24 protein-coding genes and 1 pseudogene are annotated in these 18,519 nt (G+C 58.9%); 1 reads left to right on the forward strand and 24 read right to left on the reverse strand.

Annotated elements, in window-relative coordinates; genetic code table 11:
• Positions 1-56: 56 nt before the first annotated feature.
• The 23 genes from O3297_RS08875 to O3297_RS08985 all read right to left on the reverse strand — a co-directional run bounded on the left by O3297_RS08875 (position 57) and on the right by O3297_RS08985 (position 16,479).
• Entirely contained in the window at positions 57-431 is a 375-nt protein-coding gene (locus O3297_RS08875) for a hypothetical protein (RefSeq protein ID WP_305048412.1), read from the reverse strand.
• A gap of 39 nt (positions 432-470) precedes the next feature.
• Complete coding sequence (locus tag O3297_RS08880; protein WP_305048413.1) at positions 471-1,058, reverse strand: hypothetical protein; 588 nt, start codon at positions 1,056-1,058, stop codon at positions 471-473.
• A 57-nt stretch (positions 1,059-1,115) separates the two neighbouring features.
• Positions 1,116-1,871 carry a sigma-70 family RNA polymerase sigma factor gene (locus O3297_RS08885; protein WP_305048414.1) on the reverse strand — a complete coding sequence of 252 codons (756 nt, stop codon included), beginning with the start codon at positions 1,869-1,871 and terminating at the stop codon, positions 1,116-1,118.
• A gap of 8 nt (positions 1,872-1,879) precedes the next feature.
• Entirely contained in the window at positions 1,880-2,662 is a 783-nt protein-coding gene (gene fliP, locus O3297_RS08890) for a flagellar type III secretion system pore protein FliP (protein WP_305048415.1), read from the reverse strand.
• The gene (locus O3297_RS08895; RefSeq protein WP_305048416.1) at positions 2,652-3,038 is read right to left on the reverse strand and encodes a flagellar biosynthetic protein FliO; all 387 of its coding nucleotides are present in this window, start codon (positions 3,036-3,038) and stop codon (positions 2,652-2,654) included. Before O3297_RS08895 ends, fliP begins: the two co-directional genes overlap by 11 nt.
• Positions 3,035-3,382: a FliM/FliN family flagellar motor switch protein gene (locus tag O3297_RS08900; RefSeq protein ID WP_305048417.1), complete on the reverse strand. Its 348-nt coding sequence runs from the start codon at positions 3,380-3,382 to the stop codon at positions 3,035-3,037. Before O3297_RS08900 ends, O3297_RS08895 begins: the two co-directional genes overlap by 4 nt.
• A gap of 31 nt (positions 3,383-3,413) precedes the next feature.
• Complete coding sequence (locus tag O3297_RS08905) at positions 3,414-4,187, reverse strand: FliM/FliN family flagellar motor switch protein (protein WP_305048418.1); 774 nt, start codon at positions 4,185-4,187, stop codon at positions 3,414-3,416.
• Complete coding sequence (locus O3297_RS08910; RefSeq protein WP_305048419.1) at positions 4,187-5,377, reverse strand: flagellar hook protein FlgE; 1,191 nt, start codon at positions 5,375-5,377, stop codon at positions 4,187-4,189. The genes O3297_RS08905 and O3297_RS08910 overlap by 1 nt, the downstream gene beginning before the upstream one ends.
• An 11-nt stretch (positions 5,378-5,388) precedes the next feature.
• Complete coding sequence (locus O3297_RS08915; protein ID WP_100877094.1) at positions 5,389-5,793, reverse strand: flagellar hook assembly protein FlgD; 405 nt, start codon at positions 5,791-5,793, stop codon at positions 5,389-5,391.
• Positions 5,793-6,629: a hypothetical protein gene (locus O3297_RS08920; protein ID WP_305048420.1), complete on the reverse strand. Its 837-nt coding sequence runs from the start codon at positions 6,627-6,629 to the stop codon at positions 5,793-5,795. The genes O3297_RS08915 and O3297_RS08920 overlap by 1 nt, the downstream gene beginning before the upstream one ends.
• Positions 6,613-7,089: a hypothetical protein gene (locus O3297_RS08925; RefSeq protein WP_305048421.1), complete on the reverse strand. Its 477-nt coding sequence runs from the start codon at positions 7,087-7,089 to the stop codon at positions 6,613-6,615. Before O3297_RS08925 ends, O3297_RS08920 begins: the two co-directional genes overlap by 17 nt.
• The gene (locus tag O3297_RS08930; RefSeq protein WP_305048422.1) at positions 7,089-8,408 is read right to left on the reverse strand and encodes a FliI/YscN family ATPase; all 1,320 of its coding nucleotides are present in this window, start codon (positions 8,406-8,408) and stop codon (positions 7,089-7,091) included. Before O3297_RS08930 ends, O3297_RS08925 begins: the two co-directional genes overlap by 1 nt.
• The gene (locus tag O3297_RS08935; protein ID WP_305048423.1) at positions 8,405-9,172 is read right to left on the reverse strand and encodes a FliH/SctL family protein; all 768 of its coding nucleotides are present in this window, start codon (positions 9,170-9,172) and stop codon (positions 8,405-8,407) included. Before O3297_RS08935 ends, O3297_RS08930 begins: the two co-directional genes overlap by 4 nt.
• Positions 9,160-9,678: a hypothetical protein gene (locus tag O3297_RS08940; RefSeq protein WP_305048424.1), complete on the reverse strand. Its 519-nt coding sequence runs from the start codon at positions 9,676-9,678 to the stop codon at positions 9,160-9,162. The genes O3297_RS08935 and O3297_RS08940 overlap by 13 nt, the downstream gene beginning before the upstream one ends.
• Positions 9,675-11,123: a flagellar basal-body MS-ring/collar protein FliF gene (fliF, locus tag O3297_RS08945; RefSeq protein ID WP_305048425.1), complete on the reverse strand. Its 1,449-nt coding sequence runs from the start codon at positions 11,121-11,123 to the stop codon at positions 9,675-9,677. Before fliF ends, O3297_RS08940 begins: the two co-directional genes overlap by 4 nt.
• Positions 11,124-11,133: 10 nt before the next feature.
• The gene (gene fliE / locus O3297_RS08950) at positions 11,134-11,427 is read right to left on the reverse strand and encodes a flagellar hook-basal body complex protein FliE (RefSeq protein WP_305048426.1); all 294 of its coding nucleotides are present in this window, start codon (positions 11,425-11,427) and stop codon (positions 11,134-11,136) included.
• Positions 11,427-11,861: a flagellar basal body rod protein FlgC gene (flgC, locus tag O3297_RS08955; protein WP_305048427.1), complete on the reverse strand. Its 435-nt coding sequence runs from the start codon at positions 11,859-11,861 to the stop codon at positions 11,427-11,429. The genes fliE and flgC overlap by 1 nt, the downstream gene beginning before the upstream one ends.
• Positions 11,861-12,229 (reverse strand): flagellar basal body protein, encoded by a 369-nt coding sequence (locus tag O3297_RS08960; RefSeq protein WP_305048428.1) that lies wholly within the window; start codon positions 12,227-12,229, stop codon positions 11,861-11,863. The genes flgC and O3297_RS08960 overlap by 1 nt, the downstream gene beginning before the upstream one ends.
• A gap of 69 nt (positions 12,230-12,298) precedes the next feature.
• Entirely contained in the window at positions 12,299-13,417 is a 1,119-nt protein-coding gene (locus O3297_RS08965) for a flagellar basal body P-ring protein FlgI (RefSeq protein ID WP_305048429.1), read from the reverse strand.
• Positions 13,418-13,419: 2 nt separating this feature from the next.
• Positions 13,420-13,992, reverse strand: coding sequence for a flagellar basal body L-ring protein FlgH (locus O3297_RS08970; RefSeq protein WP_305048430.1), 573 nt, complete (start codon positions 13,990-13,992; stop codon positions 13,420-13,422).
• Positions 13,993-13,995: 3 nt separating this feature from the next.
• Entirely contained in the window at positions 13,996-14,976 is a 981-nt protein-coding gene (gene flgA, locus O3297_RS08975) for a flagellar basal body P-ring formation chaperone FlgA (protein WP_305048431.1), read from the reverse strand.
• Positions 14,977-14,979: 3 nt separating this feature from the next.
• Positions 14,980-15,759: a flagellar basal-body rod protein FlgG gene (gene flgG, locus O3297_RS08980; protein ID WP_305048432.1), complete on the reverse strand. Its 780-nt coding sequence runs from the start codon at positions 15,757-15,759 to the stop codon at positions 14,980-14,982.
• 6 nt (positions 15,760-15,765) lie between these two features.
• The gene (locus O3297_RS08985; RefSeq protein WP_305048433.1) at positions 15,766-16,479 is read right to left on the reverse strand and encodes a flagellar hook-basal body protein; all 714 of its coding nucleotides are present in this window, start codon (positions 16,477-16,479) and stop codon (positions 15,766-15,768) included.
• 303 nt (positions 16,480-16,782) lie between these two features.
• On the opposite strand from O3297_RS08985, the pseudogene O3297_RS08990 reads away from it, so the two are divergent.
• Positions 16,783-17,760 (forward strand): annotated as a pseudogene (locus O3297_RS08990) (IS5 family transposase).
• 174 nt (positions 17,761-17,934) lie between these two features.
• On the opposite strand, the gene O3297_RS08995 reads toward O3297_RS08990, so the two are convergent.
• Complete coding sequence (locus tag O3297_RS08995; RefSeq protein WP_305048434.1) at positions 17,935-18,519, reverse strand: suppressor of fused domain protein; 585 nt, start codon at positions 18,517-18,519, stop codon at positions 17,935-17,937.

The raw sequence follows: 18,519 nt of genomic DNA on the forward strand, positions 1-18,519 counted from the left end.
AGGACCATCCTGGTCAAACATCAAACATAGGGAGTAGCGCTTCATTGCGCCGTCCACTACCCTCCGGCCAGCAAATGACCGATGGCGCTCTGTATCATTACGGCGCTTGCGGCATCATTCTCCATGGCCGACTGGATATCATCGAGTACTTGATAAAACTTCGGATCGTGCGCCAATGCTTCGCCGAAATGCGCCAACAGCACAGCCTCGAGGAATACCCGGAAAGCCTTGCGGCCACGCTGCGGGTCATCCTGTGCGATCTGCTTCACGCGCTGTTGAATCAGGCCGCTCAACTTGTGTGCCGCGTAATCGTCCTTGGCCACTTTGCGGGGTGCAACGCGTCCTTTGCGTTCCTGCACGGACGCCGCACCGCCCAGTTGCGCCTGGATCAGCGTGACGAGTTGAGTAACCGAAGCAATCGACGATGCCATGTCAGTCAATATCAAGTGAGGTGATCATGCTGCGCATTTTCAATGGCTTTGATTTCCGGTGTAAGCGGACAGCAAAATACTGCGCTGCCCCTCACCGATTTCGGCCGCTTTCGATGCTTCCGGTGGCGCAGCCGCGCGCAATATGGCGATCTCACCCAGGATTTTTTGCATATCACCATTGAGTGCAGGATTACTTTGATTCAAGCCGATACCCTGCCTTAACGAATCCTCTGCCGCAGCTAATTCCTCACGTATCAGGTACTGCAAGCCGCGCCCAAAGTGATGTAACGCATCCTGCGCACCCACGGCATCGAGGCCAGCGAGAACTTCAGCAGCGCGAGCGCTGTCATTGCCCGCCAGCCACAGCAAGCCGAGTTGCAGCCGGGCCACAAACAGAGCCGGATCCAGCGCCAGCGCCGCTTCCATTTCATCGATCGCCCTCGCATACATAGTGATTTGCGCATATTCGGCCCCCAGCATGTAATGCGCGGCGGCGCTGCCATCGGGACGCGATACGGCTTCTTTCAAATAGCCGATCGCGGCGCCCGAATCACCGGCAGCGCTGGCATTCAAGGCCAGTTGCAGCAATTCGGCTTGGTCAAGCATGGACAAGGTCGCACTAGTCATAATGAAATCCGATTCAAGTTTATTTTCTCACGTACAGGTCATAGGGCAATGCGGGCGCTAACAGTATAAATCCAGGCCATCACGTTTTCGCAAGGCCTCGCGCAGATTCCCCAATGCCTCCTTGTGTATTTGCGCCACCCGCCCGCGCGACACACCGAGTATCCGTGCAATTTCCTCAAAAGCAACTTGCTGCAAATAATGATACGTAATCACTTGGCGCTGCTTGCCCTGCAATTGGACAAGCGCCACTTGAATGCTCTCTTTTAACTGCGTCAGCTCAATGCCGTGATAGGTATTGTCCTGATAATGAGTGCCAGTATCAGAATACATGCCAGTATCATCGAGTGCAAACCCCACCGCCAATCCGATCGCCATTTCGGCAAGCTGCGCAAACAACGCAGCAGGATCGGCAGGACAGATATCCGCACCACGCAATGTCTCGACGCGCTCGGCAACAATGCGCTTACGGGCTACGATCTGCTCCTGCACCTCGCTAAGCGAGCGCAAGCCATTCAGTACCGCACCGTGAATACGTTTTGCCGCAAATGTTTCAAACTTGACACCGCGTGCAACCTCAAAGCGGTCGACTGCTTCCAGCAGTCCAAGGCGCGCATATTGCAGGTAGTCCGCAAACTCGGCAGCAACATCGTGCCGCCCCGCATACAGCTTGGCTGCCATGACGCGCGCGAAGCGCAGATAATGCGTGACAATGCGGTTGCGCACCTCACCATCGCGGTGGTCCTCGAACATACGCCACAGTACCGCCACGTCAGCGTCGCTGGAAACCACCTCCGGTTGCAGGGCGCAGTCCACGCAGCGTCCTAGGAAAAAGTGCCCAACAACGCACGCACGACCAGATTCCAGCCATCAATCAGTACGAACATCAGAATTTTGAGCGGCAGCGAGATCGAAGCAGGCGGCACCATCATCATGCCAAGCGACATGAGCGCGCTCGATACGATCAGGTCGATCAGCAGAAACGGCAGAAAAATCACAAAGCCGATCTGGAATGCCGAACGCAATTCCGACAGCATGAACGCCGGAATCAGCTGCACCATGCTGATATCGTCGATCACCTTGGGCGCCTCAGCCTTGGATAGCTCGACCATCAGCGCAAGATCCTGCTCACGCGTCTGGCGGACCATAAACTCGCGCAATGGCAATACGGCACGCCCGGCGGCGGCCTCGGTGCTGAGCGTGCCAGCGATGTACGGCTGCAGCGCCCTGGTATTGACCTCCTGCAAGGCTGGCGACATGGTAAAAAAAGTCAAGAACAGCGCCAGACTGATAATCACGGTATTGGGCGGCGTTTCCGGCATCCCCAGCGCATGGCGCAACATGGACAGGACAATCACAATGCGGATAAACGAGGTCATCGACATCAGGATCGCTGGCGCCAGGCTCAGCACCGTCAGGCCAAGTAAAATCTTGATTGCCGAAGAGACATCGGCTGGGGTGCCCCCCCCTTCGGCCAAGCGTACCTGCAAGCCCGGCAGCGCAAGCGCCGGTTCCGCCATGCCACCAGCCCATGCCGCCGCCATACCGCCACAGACAGCGGCCAATAGAATTCCCAGCAAGACGCACTGCCGCAGCTCAAGGCGCATCACTAACCTCCCGGCCGCCGGGTTGTGCATCCACCACGATCGTATCGATACATGTGATGCCATGCTCGCCTTGCGCGAGCAAATGCTGCTTGCCACCGAATTCGACCACGGAAATCAGCGAGCGAGGCCCCAAACGGCGCGTTTCCAGTACGCGCAGCAGCGCCGGCGCACCCTTCGCCCGCATGCCCAGCTTCAGGCGCTTGCGAACCAACACCACGGCGCCAATTGCCAGCAGCGAGACCAGCAACACTGCCATCCCACCCGAGCCAGCCAGGCTTGCTGCCTCGGCATCGCGTTTGAAGGGAATCGTCTGCGTCGCCAGCGCCGCACCGCCATACCATGAGCAAGCCAGCGCTACGATGATGCCCCGTCTCATGCCTGGGCAACCTTTGCCAGTTCACTGATGCGAACGCCAAAATGGTCATCCACCACCACAAGCTGGCCGCGCGCGACGACATTACCGTTCACGACAATATCGATCGGATAATCCGCCTTGCGATCCGTCTTCAGCACCGAAGCTTCCTTCAGCTCCATCAATTCGCCAACCGTGGTCTGGATTTCCCCGACCATGACGTTCAAGTTCACCTTGACGCTATCGAGTAATCCCAGGTTGCCGGCGAAAATAGCCGGCCCTGCCGGGGATGGCTCCTTGAATTCGGATAATTCAACGACCTGGGCTTGCGCTACGGCGGCGCCATTACTGTTTGATGTACTACTCATTCCACTGCTCCATGCTCAATCATGCACATTATTAATCACGCCGAACAACTTCAAGCGCTACTTTTTGGTCTGCGAGACCGAGGTATGCATCGAACAATGCGTCCCCTCCCGGGCCCATGACAGTCAGCGGCCGGTCCGCCAGCGTATCGAGCCGGATCACGTCGCCGACCCCTAGCAACATCAAGCTGCCAAGCCCTACCTCGGCACGGCCGATTTCCAGGGGCAAACTCAGAGGGATGTTACGCAAGGCGTACGGGTAGTTCACGGCGGCAAGCGGCGGCAAGCGGCCGGCAGCGTGTCCCATCTGCTGTGTGATGCGCGATACGGCCGCTTGGCTAACAATCACATACATACTTTGCTTGCCAAGACCAAGCCTTACCGCCACCACACCTGCTCCGCGCAACCAAGCTGCTGCTGGCGGTGCTAGTGGCGTACCGCCCTGCGCTATACCACTCAACGACTCGAACAGGGCCTCGCTGGCCGCATCGGCAGCTTCGTCCGCCATCCCGGTTTGCGACGCTTGCAAAGGCTCGGCCACAGCAAGTGGAAACATCGTGTGACGTAGCTGCAAGTTCCACCCAGGTGTACAGGCGCACCACCAGGTCTCGTCGCCGCGACTGCGCGCGGCACGCCACAAGGCGTCGGGGCAGACAGCCTGCGCTTCCCAGGCGCGCTCGCAATCGAAGTCCACGCTGGATGTTGGCATACCCCACGCAGTACACCAGGCTTCTACCGCACGACGTAAAGGCCCGGCCACTGCGTCCAGCACAGTATCGGAGACCAGCAGATACGGCTGCACTTGCATTAACGGCGTCCTTTCATGTCGAACAACTCCTGAATCATGTCATTTGCCGTACTGATCACGTGGGACGACGCCTGGTAGCCGCGTTGCATCAGGATCAAGTTACTGAATTCCTCGGCAAGATCAACGTTAGAGCCTTCACGGTGGCCCGGCGCGAGTTTGCCATAGGCATCGACGCCGGCATAGCCGTACTGGACCGGGAGCTGCGCCGCCGCGGAAAATGCACCACCGCCAACCTGTACCAAGTCACCCATGGCATGAAAATTGGCCAACGCCAGACGCGGACCCTTCGCCGTCTGGTTATTGGAGTAGCGAATCGATAGCGTGCCGTCGGCGCCTATTCCCTGTTCCGTCATGCTGCCCGCCAGGTAGCCATCCTGGGATACCAGGCTCAGACTGCTCGGTGTCGGAAAGGAGTTCACGTTGCTGGTAAAGTCGAGTTTGACGTCGAAAGCAGGCACCGTGGCTGAGCTGTACGAAAAGGTCACCACATCAAATCCCGGCAGCAGGAAGCCGGAATTGAATTTAAGCTCCCCCGTACCCACAGCCGTTCCTGTCGCAACATCGTTGATGGTGACCTTAAAATTGCCACCACCCTCATCCTTGAAGATCAGATTGACGGTATGGCTGGCTCCCGCAGCATCGATGAGGTTCAATCCTGTCATTGTCGCATCGATGGCGGGCGTGGCAACAGTGCTGGTGAGGTTGCCGCTAATTTTGATCGTGCTCGTTGCCTTGGGTGGATTGCGCGCAAGTGTCCCCAGCTGAACGTCAGCGAGCTTGCCGCTACTGTCAAGGGCCTGGACATGGTCGCCACTGGTATTGACCAAGATATCCTGGGCATTGAACTGAAAATCGCCGGCACGGGTATACAGCAATTGGTCATCGCGGCGGATGACAAACATGCCATTTCCATCAATCATCACATCAAGTGGATTACCGGTACCCTGATCAATCCCGCTCTTGAAGTTGATTTGTGCCCCCAAGGTATTCAAGCCGACCCCGCGCGATCCACCACCACTGCGGCCATTGGCGTGCGCGGCGTTGCTGCCCTTGTCGAACAAGTCGGAGAACTCTGGCTGTGACTTTTTAAAGCCCGGTGTATTGACATTGGCCAGGTTGTTCCCCACTACACGCAAACCTTGCGAATAGCCCAACAGGCCGGAAGTACCGATCAACAGCGTATCAAGCATGATGTTTTCCTTTAACGGACATTCGTAAGTTGTGACAGCGTAATCTTGTCCTGGAAGGCCCCGGACGAGGTCTGCAGGGTCAGCAGCGGCTGGCCGGAGGCGAAATCGAGTGCCGTCACCTTGCCGGTGACCACGCCGCCGCCCTGATTAATGTCTACCGTCTTGCCCAGCAAGCCAACCGATTGCAGCGACGACTGCACCGACAGCAACTCATCAATCTTGGCGTTGAGCTGGCGGCTTTGCTCAAGCGATGCGAATTGCGCAATCTGCGCCACGAACTCCTGATTATCGACCGGCTTGAGTGGATCCTGACTGTTCAGCTGCGCAGTCAGGATTTTCAGGAAATCCTGAATGGCGATATTGCTGGACTGGGCGGGCTGGTTAGCGCTTGCCGCAGAAATGGGATTAACGGCCATCAGAGTGCATCCTTTTTCATGAGTGGGATTCCGGCGCTGCCGGTAGGCATGGGCTCGGCAACAAAACAGTCAGCGCCTGCGCCGGCTTTCTGCTTGAGGAATATCTCTTTTCCATTCACAGTCAGCGCGGTCATGCGCGTGCCGGCGCCATGCAGCTCCAGCAGCATGGCCTGCGCCACCAGCCGTTCCTGAACTGCGTTCAGCGACGCATCACGTATCCATGCACGCACACCGCCGCTTTCACGGTACAGATGCATTTGCCGCAACGCGTAGTCTGGCGTGTCTTCCTGCGTCAGCTGCGTTGACGGCATACTGGCCGTCAACGGCTCCTGCATTTGCTCTGCGCCGAAACTTGAAGCGGAGCCAGCACCAAAGCCGGCCGACAGCGCCAGGGGTTGCGTGCGCACCGCGCCGCCGCTATCGCCATCGGCGGGCGCCATAACAGCCACTGCACGGCCTGGAGCATCGTTGGCAACCGTGCCAGGAATAGCGACGCGCGGCAATGCTCCTGCCTCCGCAGCAACAGCTACGCCGTACACGACATAGCCGCCTGACAATGCACCGGGCAAGACAGGCGCTTGCAGCGTGCTGCCATTCAGCCCCCCTGCATCGGCGCGCAACGGTAGCTGTGCGGCAGTCTGCTTGGCTGCCGACTGCGGCGCCCGCCCGCCCTCTCCCATATCAGCGGCCGGACGCTGAGCATTTTTCTTCACGCCTTGCTCCAGCAGTGCCGTTTCCAGTTCAAACAGCCAGCGCTCCTGGTGGCCCTGCTGTTGCGCAAATGGTTTGCGGGACGATGGCGCATGGCCATCGAGCGCTTCAAGATTCACTGTCATATGCTCCTCCTGTCACGCGCGACATTCCCCATTGATCATCGGCGGCCTTGAAATCAAGGCTGATTCGGTCTTGCAGGAATAACAAATTCATTTTTCCCCGGTGCTCCTGTACTGCATCCAATGCCCGCTGCGCCAGGTTCAGGCGGTCCGTCAGTTCGTCGCGACGCTGCGTCAGGGCGTCAAGCGCCTCTTGCGCACGCCGAGCCTGCAGGCCGCAATCGTCGATATGGCGCGCCAGCATGACAAACCGGTCCACCGATAAGGGCCCCGTCGCGCCTTCGAGGCCGCTCCACTCCTGCATCGATGTTTGTTGACGTTGCAACAGCGCCTTCACCGAGGCATCTTGTGCGGCCCAGGCCGCATTCATCTCGCCAAGCTCCGAGCGCAGACGGTCGAGTTCCCATTGGCGCGTCAGCAGCATGGGCTGCAAGGCATACTGGAAGCGGCGATTGCTACCCATTACGTACCGGCCCCTGCCACGAGTGCCGCCCGCAGGCGCACCAAGGCATCAGCGCGTGTCGTCGATTCCTGTACCGGCTGGCGCAGCACCTGAATAATCGCCGGATACAAGGCGATGGCACGGTCGATCGCCGCGTTACTGCCACTGCGGTATGCCCCCATATCGACCATCTGCCGGTTACGCTGGTAAGTGGACAGCACGTCCACCACCGCCAGCATCAGGTCCTGATCGTCGCGCCCAACCAGCTCCGAAGCCAGGCGGCTGGTGCTTTGCAAGACATCGATCGATGGAAAATGTCCTTCATGGGCGAGTTCGCGCGACAGCATGATATGGCCGTCCAGCGTGGCCCGCACGATGTCTGAAATGGGCTCGTTGAAATCGTCGCCTTCCACCAGCACCGTGTACAGGGCAGTGATGGCGCCACCGGAATCGGTTGTACCGCAGCGCTCGCACAGGGCCGGAATGTCGGAAAAGACCGACGGCGTATATCCACGCGCGGTGGGCGGCTCGCCCGCAGCGAGGCCGATTTCACGCCGCGCCATGGCAAAACGGGTAATCGAGTCCATCATCAGCAGCACCTGTCGGCCTTCCTCACGAAAATGCTCGGCAATAGCGGTTGCGGCGTACGCGGCGCGGGTACGTACCAGCGCCGGCTGGTCCGACGTCGCCACCACCACGACACTGCGCTCGAGCCCATTGGGACCCAGCTGCTTTTCCACGAATTCGCGGACTTCACGCCCACGTTCACCGATCAGCGCAATCACATTCACATCCGCCTGGACGTCGCGTGCCAGCATGCCCAGCAAGGTGCTCTTGCCAACGCCACTACCAGCAAAAATACCCATGCGCTGCCCCCGCCCCAGTGGCAGCATAGTATCGATGGCACGTACTCCCGTGTGCATCAGATCCTTGATGCGCGGCCGGCTCAGCGGATTGATCGGAGCGGCATGCAGACTGCGCGTTTTTTGCGACGCCAACGGCGCCCCACCGTCGATCGGTACGCCGAAAGCGTCAATGACGCGGCCCAGCAAGCTGCCTCCAACCGGAATACCAGGTGCCTGGCGCACGGCCTCGACGCGGCTGCCGGCGGCAATCCCGCGCAAGTCGCCATAGGGCATCAGGATGACACGTCCGGGACGCATGCCGACCACTTCGGCGAGCAGCTTGCCTGACGTCTGTGCCAGGCTGACTTCGCACACTTCACCGATGCTGACGTCAGGTCCCTGCGCTTCGATACTTTGGCCGGAGATGCTCAGCACGTGCCCTGAGCGGCAAGTCAATTCGGCATGATGCACGGCGTCCAGGTAAGCCTGCATCATGCCGTCCCGCCGTTCCTTACAGCCAGCAAAGCCTCGCCAAGGCGGGACAGCTGGGTTTCCAGACGTGCATCGAGCGTGCCTTTATCGCTGTCGACCAAACAGCCGCCCATTTCCACCGCGCTATCGGCCTGCAAGCTAATGCGCGCGTCGAGCGGCATGTCGTCGTCCTGCAGCGTAGCTATGTCTTGCGGATGCATGCGTATGCGCAATTGTTTGACAGCATGTTCATCGCGCGCAATGGCCCGCACCATGTCCAGCAGCGTGGCCCGGCTTGCCGCAGTGGCGCCGACCATGCGGCACACTGCCGCGTGGGCGATTTCCACCAGCATGTCTTCTGCCTGCCCGAGAGCATGAGCGCGCGACGTTTCCACGGCGTCGGCCAGCGATGCCAGCACTTCGATTTTACGTGCCACCAGCGCCATCGCCTCGCGTTCGCCCTTTTCCATCCCCTGCGCCAGGCCCCGGCGCTCCGCGTCCTTCAGCACTGCAGCCGCGTCATCATCGAGTTTCTTCTTGCTGAGCAACAATTGCGCCTTCAGTTCAGCCACCTCCTTGACCGCAGCATCAAATGCCTGGCGCTCTTCAGCCGATACTGGAGGAAGAACCGGTGCCGGTGCCGGCACTGGCACTACTGATGGAGACAAGACATTTTTCGCAATCTGCGCAGCGAGTGGCACAGCCTGCGCCACCTCGACACGCTTTACCGCACCGCGCAACTGCCGCGGCACGGACGACACTGTCGCAGCACGGATTATCGGGTCCATGATGTCACTGTGCGCAATAGCAACGCCAAAGGAGAGGTACGCCGTGTTTGTGGCTGCTGGCAAACCGCAGCGTCCACGCGCGCGAACACTGCATCGAACACGAAACGCTGGCGCGCCGGCGCATCGGATACGGGATATGGACGTGCGGCGCGGATACGTTCGCGCTGCATCGCCGGAAACAGATCGAGCAGCGCTGGCGCCCAGGGCCAATCCTGCAGCGCAAGGAACTGCGCCACCATGGATGCCGGCTCATGCTGGAAAATAGCAAACATGGTCTCGGGCGTGGCGGCCATGATACGGTCAAGCGAAGTGACCGCTGGCGGTGGAGGAACAGGTGTCGACAGCACCTCATCCGCATCCGCGCCATCGAACCCCAGCTCCTTCAACTCGCGTAAATAAGCGCTCAAGGTGGCGCGGTCGGCCGCCGGCAGTTCGGCCAGGATCAGCCGTCGGTCAGCAGCACCGACGGCATGCAGCGCGATGGCCGCCTGGCGATAGCCGCTCACTTGCGCTCTCCATACAGGGTGCCGCCTGCAGGCGTGGCGATCCATTGCTTGACCTCATTGAGCAATTGCTGCCGGGCGGCGGGATCCAGCCGCTTTTCAGCGCGGCGGCGGTTGCGGCGCTTAAGCAGCAGATACAGCGCGCATGCCAGGGCCAGCACAGCCAATATGGCCAGCAGCACGGCCACTACCGGCCACTGTGGCGCTGCGGCGGCATTCACCGGCGCCGCTTGCAACGGCACATCTGCGGCAGGCGCTGCCACTGCTGGCGCACGTTCGGCGGCAAGGGCAAATTTATCCATCGAATACACCACCACAGCATCACCACGCTGACTGTTGAAGCCGATGGCCAGCGTGACCACTTCTTTCAGGTGCTCCAGCTGGGCGTCGTTCAATGGCTGCTTCACCAGCACAGCCACGGTCATGCGCTTGACGCCGCCACTGGCCGGCACCAGCTGCTCGACACGACGCCCGACCTGGTAGTCGGACTCGCTGCTACTACCGCCTGCGCCCTGCCCTTTTTGCTCCGCGGTCGCCAGCGCGGTATTGCCTTCGCGGCTGGTCTGGCGGTCGCGCACCATCACGCCGGCAGGCTGGGCGTCGGCCGCCAGCCCTCTGGCCGGCAAGACCTCCTCCGTCGTAATCTTGCTCTGGTCGAGATTGAGCACCACGTCGACGCTAGCCACCGTTTCGCCGGCGCCGAAGGTGCGGTCCAGCACCTGAGTCACTTTCTTGACCAGATATTCTTCCGTGCTGCGCTTGGAATCGAGCTGGGATGCGCCCTGCTCACCACCATCGGCCTGCGCAATGCGCGTCAACGCCACGCCATGCTGGTTCAGCACGGTGACATCATCGCTGACAATATCGGGTACGGATGCCGCGACCAGCCGCTGGATGCCGGCCACTTGCGCTGCGCCAAGCACACGGCCGGCCTTCATGGTCAGCGTCACCGAAGCCTTCGGTTTGGTGACAGCCTTCTTGAACAGTCCCTGTTCCGGCAGCGCCAAGTGCACGCGCGCGGCCTGAATTTCTTCGATGGAAAGAATGGTGCGCGTCAATTCTCCCTGAATCGCGCGCAGATAATTCACCTTCTGTACAAACTCGGTCATGCCAAAATCGGCATTATTAAATACTTCAAAACCTACCGCGCCATGCAAGGGCATTTCCTTGCCCATCAACTTGAGCCGGGTTTTATAGACGAGATCTTTCGGCACCAGGATAGTATTGCCGCCATCGGTCAGCTGATACGGCGTTTTCATGCGATCGAGCTCGGCGGTCATCGCCGCCGCATCGGCCGGCGCCACGTCGGAAAACAGCACCTGATAATCAGCGCGGTATGCCCAAAATCCCAGGCTGATCACCAAGCCTGCGATCAGGACGATCCCGGCAATGATGCCGATGCGCGCCTGTACTGCCATGCGTTGCCATGCTTGTACTAATGATGTCACCGTCTTGCTCCTATACCTGCATCCGCATTACTTCTTGATACGCGTCCAGCAAACGATTTCTCACCTGCGCCAATAACTGAAACGACAACTTGGCCTCTTCGAGATGGATCATCACCTCGTGCAGGCTCTGGGTTTCCCCTGCCGCCAGCTTTTTTACGTCCGTATCAGCCAGCTCCAGGCTGGTGTTGACCGATTTGAGCTCAGCGGCAAACCACTGGCCGAAACCTGCCGCGGGAGGCTGCACGCTGACAGGCGTCACGCCGGGCTGGACCAGCGCCGCTGCCGCAATTGATTCGATCACCATCACTGCCCTCCAATTTCAAGCGTGCGTGCGGCCATGGTCTTGGCTGCGTTCATGGCCACCACATTGGCCTCATACGCGCGCAATGCCGTATTCAGGTTCACCATCTCGGCCGTATGATTGACGCCCGGATATGCCACGAAGCCCTTGGTATCGGCATAGGGATGACCCGGTTCGTACACCATGCGCGGCTGCACCATTTGCGGTTCGACCGACGCCACCTGCACGCCCCCCTGCCCGGCCGCATACAGTGCGCCAAACTGCTGGCCGAATCCCATTGGCGCCTGTTGCGCCAGCACCTGCATGGGCCGGTACAGCTGCGCCACCGACGGCGCCGCATTGTGCATGTTGGCGATATTGGCTGTCGTCACGTCGAGCCGCAGTTTTTCAACCCGCATGCCACTGGCGCTGATCTGGAATGCCGCGTTATAGTCCATCAGCGTTTACCCTCATTGATCGCACTGCCCAGCAGCGCAAAGTGTTTGTTCAGTGCCTTCAGCAAGGCTTGCTGATGCAAGGTGTTCTCCGAGAGTGCCGCCACTTCCATGTCGAGCGCCACCGGTTCGCCATTGCCCGCCAGTTCGAACGCGGGCCGGAAATCTCCAAGGCTGGCCAACGACGGTGTCGCACCGGCCGTGCTACGGGACAATTCAGCCAGCCGGCCTTCAAAACTGACGGCCAGGCGCTGGTATCCGGGCGTATTCGCGTTGGCGATATTTTGTGCGATCGCCTGCTGGCGCATGCCTGCCGCGTCCAATGCCAGACTCAATAAACCAGTCGTGCTGCTATCGATAAGGGAAACCATGGAACCACGCTCCTGCTTCAATATTCATGACTACCGCCAAGGCCATCGACTGGCGCCGGCGCCCGCTTGTTATTGCACCACCAGCTCCGCATGCAGTGCGCCGGCAGCTTTGACGGCGCGCAGGATCGAAATCATGTCGCGCGTATTCGTCTTCAGGCGCGCCAGCGACTGCACCAGGTCGGCCACCGTATTGCTGGTCGCCGCCACATAACCCGTTTCACCACGTTCTTCCACATCAACCCGGCTATTGGCGACACGCACGCTGCGCACCCCGTCGCCAACGCGGCTTACCAGCAATGGCTGGGATACCGAATTGTCGGTGAGGATGGTCACCTTCAACTCACCGTGTGACACCACCACTTTGGAAATACGCACGTCGCCACCCGACACCACGGTACCGGTGCGCTCGTTGATCACGACCCTGGCGCGGCGGTCCGGCTCGACAGTGACATTTTCCAGAGCGGTCAGGAAGTCGGTGACGCGGCTGCGCCGTGCTTCGGGTATGCGCACCTCGATGCCAGCAGCATCCTGCGCCACCGCCAGGCCCATGCCCAGTGCGCTGTTGATGGCACTGGCGACCCGGGTGGCGGTCGTATAGTCCGGTTCGGCCAGGACAAAAGTGACGCTCTGGCCAGCATGTGTGACGTCGGCCGGCACGCCAACCTCGACGACGGCGCCACCAGGCACCGAAGCGACGGTCGGGTGGTTTTTCTGCACGACATTGCCGTTCATGTCGTATTTGTAGCCGCCCACCGAGACGGGGCCTTGCGCCAACGCATAAATACGGCCATCCGGCCCCTTCAACGGCGCCAGCATCAGCGCACCGCCGACCAGGCTGCGCGCGTCGCCGATCGAGGTGATCGTCACGTCGAGCGTCTCGCCTGCGCGGGCGAATGGCGACAGCGTGGCAGTGACCATGACCGCGGCGACGTTGCGGCTTTGCACATCGTCGGCCACGATACTCATGTCGAAGCGCGACAACATATTGGCGATCGACTGGCGCGTCGCCTTGTTGCGGCTGGAGTCCCCCGTGCCGGCCAGGCCGGTCACGATGCCATAACCGGTCAGCGCATTATCGCGCCAGCCCGCCATCTTGCCGAGGTCCTTGATTCGGATCACCTCTGCCTGGCTCCAGCCGCTGCACAGCAACGCCGCCAGCAAGCCAGCACGCAATAGATGTTTGATCATGGTTACAGTCCGAAGAAGGTCAGGAAGCGCTGCCACCACGCAGGGCGCTGAGAGTCAGCCAGGTCGCCCTGGCCGGCGTAGCTGATCTTCGCGTCGGCGATGCGGGTCGACAAGACCACGTTCGCATCCGACACATCCTGCGGACGAATACGGCCCTCCACCTTGATCGTCTGCTGCTCGTTATTTACATTCAGTATTTGTTCACCTGCGACGATCAAGTCGCCGCCAGCCAGCACTTCGCGCACGCTGACCGTAATTTGCGCCAGCACCCGTCCTTCGCGCGCCGTGCGGCCACGGCCATCCATCTGATTATTCGCATTGATGCCGGCGGCAAATCCGCGGCCAGGGCGCTGGATATCGAGACCCACGCCGGCATCGCGCCCGGCGCTGGTATTGGCAGTGCTGGTGGCGCTGGCATTTTCATACACCATCACGGTAATCAGGTCGCCAGCCCGGCGCGGCCGCAAATCCGAGGTCAGCGACTGGTAGCTGCCAGGCTGATACAGGCTGTCCGCATACGCGCACGCCATGCCTGCCAGCATCGCCAAGTAGCCTACAATTTTCAAGTAACGCATTGCCTACCTTCCATCGATTCGCACCTGGCCCGGCGCAATGACTTTTGCACTGACCGCCTCGCTACTTTGCTGCAATTTGACTGGCACCATTTGTCCAAGCTGTCCATCGGCTTGCGCCACTGCTACTGTTTCCAGCAAAATTCCATGATTCCTGACCTCTACCGCCACCCTGTCGCCGCGCATGACCATGCCGGCCGGCGCTACTTGCCGCACTGTCAATACCTGTCCCTGTGCCAGCGCCCCCCGCAAACGCGGTGCGCCAGCCAGCGCCTCCGGCTTTATCGCCGCATCCGCCAGGCCAGCCACATCGCGCACGCCCAGCACCACGTCCTGCGCCGTCACCGTGTCGCCCTCGGCCAGCGCGCGACGCGCCACATAGACCTCTTGCCGCGCCACGACCGCCAAGGTCACCACCACCGAGCGGTACAAGGCACCATCGACGAATACATCGACCCACACGGGCAGCCGTGCCCGCAAGGACTGGCGCTCGATGGCACGCGCCCGGTATTCCACCTGGCCTGATGGCAAGGCCAGCTCCGCCAGCGGTGTCGCCAGGCTCAGTTCCAGCGACGCATAGTCGGAGCCGAACACTGCCGACACGTGCCGCACCGCTTCGGCCAGCGGCAAGGCCGGGTCCAGCGCGCGGCTTTCCCGGCGTATCGTCACGCTGCGCGCCCCTTGCCACTCGATGCGCTGCCCCAATGGAAACTGCTGCCCACGCAAAGCCACTTCCAGTTCGGCACGGCTGCGCCGGTCGACATGTCCAGCCAGAGGCGCGCTGCCTACCGGCAGTGCAGCAATTGCCTGTGTCAGCCGCGCGTCACCGGCATCGACCTTGGCAAGATCCGACAACGCCATGCGCGGGCCGCTCAGCAACACTTCGTCGCGCAACTCAATTTTTACCATCGAAGCTTGCGCTGCCATACCCAGCACGGCAAGCGGCACACATGCCAGCCAGCGGTGGATGCAACGTGCGGCAGCCATGGATTATTTCCGTAGGTTATTGCTCATGCCCAGCATTTCATCGGAAGCCTGGATCACTTTCACGCTGCTTTCGTACGCGCGTTGCGCCACCATCAGGTCGACCATTTCCTCGATCAGCTTGACATTCGACGACTCGATAAAACCTTGCGCTACGGTTCCCAGCCCATCGTCGCCCGGCTTGCCGTAGATCGCATCGCCGGAACGTTCCGACGGTTTGTACAAGTTACCACCCAGCGACAGCAGGCCGGTCGTGTCGGAAAACCGTGCCAGCTCGATGCGCCCCGCCTCGCTTGCCTCGCCTTTGTCGCGGCTCACCATCACACGGCCATCGGTGCTCAAGGTAACTTCCCTCGCATCGGTACCCACATGGATCGCCGGCTTGAAAACGTGTCCATCGGCAGTGGCCAGAAAACCGTCCTTGTCGACCGACAAGGTCCCGCCGCGGCTATATGCAGGGGTGCCATCGACGTCGACCACCTCGAAAAACCCTTCGCCCTTGATGGCGACATCCATGGCCGAGTCAGTCTTCTTCAAGTCGCCGGCAGTAAATACCTGGGATAGAGAAAAGATACCGACGCCGCGTCCTTGCCACAGGTTCTGCCCAGCCTGCACATCATCGCCGCGTGCCGCGCGCGACACCTCGCGGCTGACCATGTCTTCAAAACTGACGCGCCCCTTTTTAAAACCGGGCGTATTTACATTCGCCAGGTTATTGGCGATGGTGTCGACACTTTTTTGCTGCATGTGCATGCCGGTGGCGGCGATATAGAGCGAATCGTTCATGCTGCGTTAAAACTCCCCAAGCTTGCGTATCGTTTTTTCCAGCACATCGTCATAACCCTGCATGATTTTTTGCAGCGCTTCGAAATGACGCACGGTTTCCGTCAGGCGCACCATCTCCTGGGCGGAATTGACATTCGATGCTTCCTGAAATCCGGAGCGAACCTTACTGCTCATTTCGCGTTCCGCCAGATGCGCATTTCCCTGCACATACAATCCACCACCGACGGGCACCAGCGCTTCCGGATTGGCGAAATGCACGAGTTTCAAACGCCCGGCGATACGCTCTCCCTGGCGCACCTCGCCATTTGCATCGATCTTAAAAGGTTCGGGAGTAAGGATAATGTCGCCAGTGGCGCCGGCCAGCGGCCAATCGTGCCCGCCCACCAGGCGACCATTCACATCGACGCGCAATGCGCCCTGCCGCGTGTATTGCGGGCCGGAGCGGCTTTCGACCTCAAAAAAGGCAGTCCCGTCTATCGCAACATCCTGCGCATTCGCGGTGTAGCGCAAGGAACCGGCGGAGGGGTCGATCGTCAGGGAAGGTGGAAGAATAGATGGAGATGCAGCACCTTGTTCCAAGGCACCCTGCATATGCGCGGCAAACGCGGGACCAACCACCACCTGTTTTTTATAAGCAGGCGTGAGTACATTCGCCACATTCTGGCTGATCGTTTCCAGTCGCTGCAAGTCATGCTGCATGCCGTTGCCGGCGATAGCCATCAAGTCCATACGTGCACAATCAGTACCCGCGCACAAAGGCACGAAGAAAATTTATGTAGACTGAAACAATATCATACCTGGCAACAAAATTGTTGCCTTGGCGTACATTTTATACATTTAAATATTTGAAACTTTTTTTAGAAAAACAAAATACAATGTCTTTTTATTAATTTCAATATATAACTTCAAAAAAAGTAGATCTCTACAAGCCTGCCAGGGAAACACCGATCAATTCATCGCGCCACTCCCCGCTGCAAGCTGACATGAGGACAATAACGGTACCGCGACAACCCACGATCGATCATGCAAAAGAGCTTCTCCGACCTCGAATACGTCGCCAAAAAGAAACTGACACGACGCGACAGTTTCCTCACCGAGATCGACGACGTGACACCTTTGGGGCAAGCTGCACAAATTCATCGAGCCTTTCTATCCGAAAGGTGAAGGCTCCGGTCGGCCACCGATTGGCCTTGCGCGCATGCTGCTCATGTACGTGGCCCAGCGGTGCTTTGATTTGTCAGACGAAGGCATTGAGGACGCGGTCTAGGACAGCCAATCGATTCGAGCTTTCGTTGGCATTGACCTGGGCCTCGAGTCTGCGCCGGACGCGGCGACCTTGCTGGAGTTCTGGCACCTGCTCGAAGTCAAGTGGTTCCTGCGCCAAATCTTCGATACCATCAATGCTCACATGGCCGAGAAGGGCCTGATGATGCGTGAAGGAACCATCGTCGACGCAACATTGATTGCAGCACCGCCATCGACCAAGAACAAAGATGGCAAACGTGATCCGGAAATGCACCAGTCGAAGAAGGACAATGACTGGCACATTGGCTTGAAAGCGCACGGTGGCCTATATGCAGCGTCGGGCTTGGTACAGCCGATCATCGGCAGGGCCGCCAATGTTGTCGAAGTGAAGCATGTGCTGCTGCATGGCGATGAGACCGTCGCATTCGGCAATGCCGGTTACCAAGGCGTCGAAAACTGGCCTGAAATCATCGGCAAACCGTTGACGTGCCATGTGGCTATGAAGCGCTCCAAACGCAAGATGCTGCCCAAAAGCAAACTGGGGCGCCTGACGGAAAATCTGGAGCATCTGAACGCCAGGGTGCGGGCGAAAGTCGCGCACCCATTCCATGTCGTCAAAAACCTGTTCCGTCATCGTAAAACGCGCTATCGCGACCTGGCCAAGAATACTGCGCAACTATTTACGCTGTGCGCCTTTGCCAATCTGATGCTGGCCTGCAGGTGCTTTACGATCACCAATCCCGTAGTCCGTCCTGATTGCAGAAAGATGCGAAGCATCGCGTCGAATCGAACGAAAAACGGGCTGAGTGGCTCGCTAGTGGACCAATTGGCGCGCCAACCTCGATAAGAAAGCGAATTGATCGGTACTTCCCTTGCGGTCAGACAGGCAAGAGTCGCTTATTTCTTGGTAAATCTTGGGTGCAGGACATCTCAAACCACTGATTCACGATTCAAGTCAAAAATATCGATATCCTTTTCTGACAACAATTCCTCCAATTTCTCAGGGCCGAACTCTGCGGCAAATTTCGTTTCCAATTTTGAAATAGGAATGGCGAGTAACCATGCGACAGTTTTGTCGTGAAGAGATAAAGGGTGAAATTTATCTCCCCATAGAAATGGGTTTGTAAAATATACATCACTCATAGTTTCCGATAAGTTGTGCATTTCCACGACTCCGGGAAATATTATACCAGGAGCACAAAACCATTTTGAGTTAATAATAAAAAAAGATGATGTCGCCAAAATGTGTGCGAAATCTTTTCGATTAGAATCGCAGGCGCCAATTAACTCGGTTCGCGTCTCATACTCGTCTCCATTGAAAAAAAGAGGGTAGTCAGATAACCCAATTGTCGCGAACGACGTTAGTCCAAACCCGGGTGAGTCTTTTGCTTCCAATACATAAATGTTAGCGTTTTCCGCCTCATCTAAAAATTGCAAAATAGGTGGCTTTTCTCGCGAAAAATATTTCGCAGTAAGGCCAGCCATTTCTTTTTGATAATCAGTTATTGCTCTCAT

The sequence above is a fragment of the Janthinobacterium sp. SUN128 genome (assembly GCF_030587275.1).
GTDB lineage: Bacteria > Pseudomonadota > Gammaproteobacteria > Burkholderiales > Burkholderiaceae_D > Janthinobacterium > Janthinobacterium lividum.